2 protein-coding genes are annotated in these 1,874 nt (G+C 70.2%); one reads left to right on the forward strand and one right to left on the reverse strand.

Going from position 1 to position 1,874, the window contains the following annotated elements:
• Positions 1-145 precede the first annotated feature (145 nt).
• On the reverse strand, positions 146-949 hold the full coding sequence (locus tag GH736_RS22235) for a Bax inhibitor-1/YccA family protein (protein WP_159607139.1): 804 nt from the start codon (positions 947-949) through the stop codon (positions 146-148).
• 157 nt (positions 950-1,106) lie between these two features.
• Between GH736_RS22235 and GH736_RS22240 the strand changes: the two genes are divergently transcribed.
• On the forward strand, positions 1,107-1,874 hold a 768-nt coding region (locus tag GH736_RS22240), incomplete at its 3' end, for a glycerophosphodiester phosphodiesterase family protein (protein WP_159607141.1).

Below are 1,874 nucleotides of genomic sequence, written 5' to 3' on the forward strand. Positions count from 1 at the left end.
CGCGGGCCGCCGATCCGTCGCCCACGGCGCGGAGGCGCCGGTCGTGGCATCCGCTCGCACGCCGCGATGATCCCGCCGCAGCGGCGCGTGGCGAGAACGCAGAACGGCCGCCCGAGGGCGGCCGTTCCGAGGTGAGACGACGAGGTCAGTCGCGCGCGATGGCGAGGAACCGCAGGATCTCGAGGTAGAGCCAGATGACCGTGACCATGATGCCGAAGGCACCCGACCAGCCGTACTTCTTGGGAGCGCGGTTCCGCACGCCCTGCTGGATGGCGTCGAAGTCGAGCACCAGCGAGTACGCGGCCATCAGGATGACCAGGACGCCGACGACGAGGCCGAGCGGGATGCCGAAGATCTCGGCGCCGAGCAGGCCCCACGGGTCGCTGTTCACGCCGGTCCAGATGAGGATCACGTTGACGAGCGAGAAGACCAGGTAGCCGACCATGGCGATGAGGAAGATCTTCGTCGCCTTCTTCGAGGCGCGGACCTTGCCGCTCGCGAACAGCGCCAGGGTCACGCCGACCACGGCGAGGGTGCCGATCACGGCCTGCGCGACGATGCCCTGGTAGGCGCTCTCGAACATGAGCGAGATGCCGCCGAGGAACACGCCCTGCGCGGCCGCGTAGGCGAGGATCAGGGCCGGCGACGGCTCCTTCTTGAAGATGTTGACGAGGGCGAGCACGAAGCCGATGATCGAGCCGGCCCAGAAGAGCCACGGCATCGCGGGCGTCAGCAGCCAGCCCGCCGCGGCGAACACCAGCAGCACGGCGAAGGCGCCGACCGTCTTCGCGATGGTGTTCTCGACGGTCATGACCTCGCGGTCGGGGAGCGTCGCAGGCTGGTCGTAGAGCTCCTGGAGCTGCTGCGCGGACACGTTCTGCGCGGCCGCGACGGCTCCCTGCTGTGAGAAGGCGGAATTCCGCGAGAACGCGGGATTGTCGAGAGCCATGGTGTTCCTCTGCTTTCGGCTGTCGTCGGTGCGGGGGACAGGCGACTGGATGCGGCATCCGTGCCATGCACCAATCTACCGGTCCTGGCAGTGACAACGCCCAGAGTCCCGCGCGGATTCCCGCGGATGCGCACGGCGCGTGGCTACGCTGAGGCCCATGCTGCACGACTCCGGCGCATTCCCGATGGTGATCGGCCACCGTGGCGCGTCGGGGTACCGGCCCGAGCACACGCGGTCGGCCTATGAGCTCGCGTTCGCGCTCGGTGCCGACGCGGTGGAGCCCGACATCGTCGCCTCGCGCGACGGCGTGCTCGTACTGCGGCACGAGAACGAGATCTCGGGCACGACGGATGTCGCGTCGAGACCCGAGTTCGCCTCCCGCCGTACGACGCGCGACGTCGACGGCACCGCGCTCACCGGCTGGTTCACCGAGGACTTCACGTGGGCGGAGCTCTCGACCCTGCGCGCGAAGGAGCGTCTCGGGAGCATCCGGCAGTCGAGCGCCAGCTTCGACGGCCGCTACCCGATCCTCCGGCTGCGCGACCTGTTCGAGCTCATCGACACCGCCGCCGAGGAGCAGCGCCGGCCCGTGCGCATGGTGGCCGAGTTCAAGCACGCGAGCCACTTCGCCGCGATCGGGCTGCCGCTCGACGAGCTGTTCGCCGCCGAGCTCGACGACGCCGGCTGGGACCGAGGGGGAGAGCGCCTGATCATGGAGTCGTTCGAGCTCGACGTGCTCGACCGGCTCGGCGCACGTGGCATCCGCGGCCACCGGGTGTTCCTCGTCGAGGCGACCGGGTCGCCCGTCGACGTCGTGCAGTCGGTCGGCGAGGCGGCGCCGACGTACGACGCGTACGTGACCGAGGCCGGCCTGCTCGGGCTCGCGGGGCGCGTGCAGGGCGTGAGCGTGGGCAAGGCGCGGCTG

It is taken from the genome of Agromyces humi, from assembly GCF_009720255.1.
Classification (GTDB): domain Bacteria; phylum Actinomycetota; class Actinomycetes; order Actinomycetales; family Microbacteriaceae; genus Agromyces; species Agromyces humi.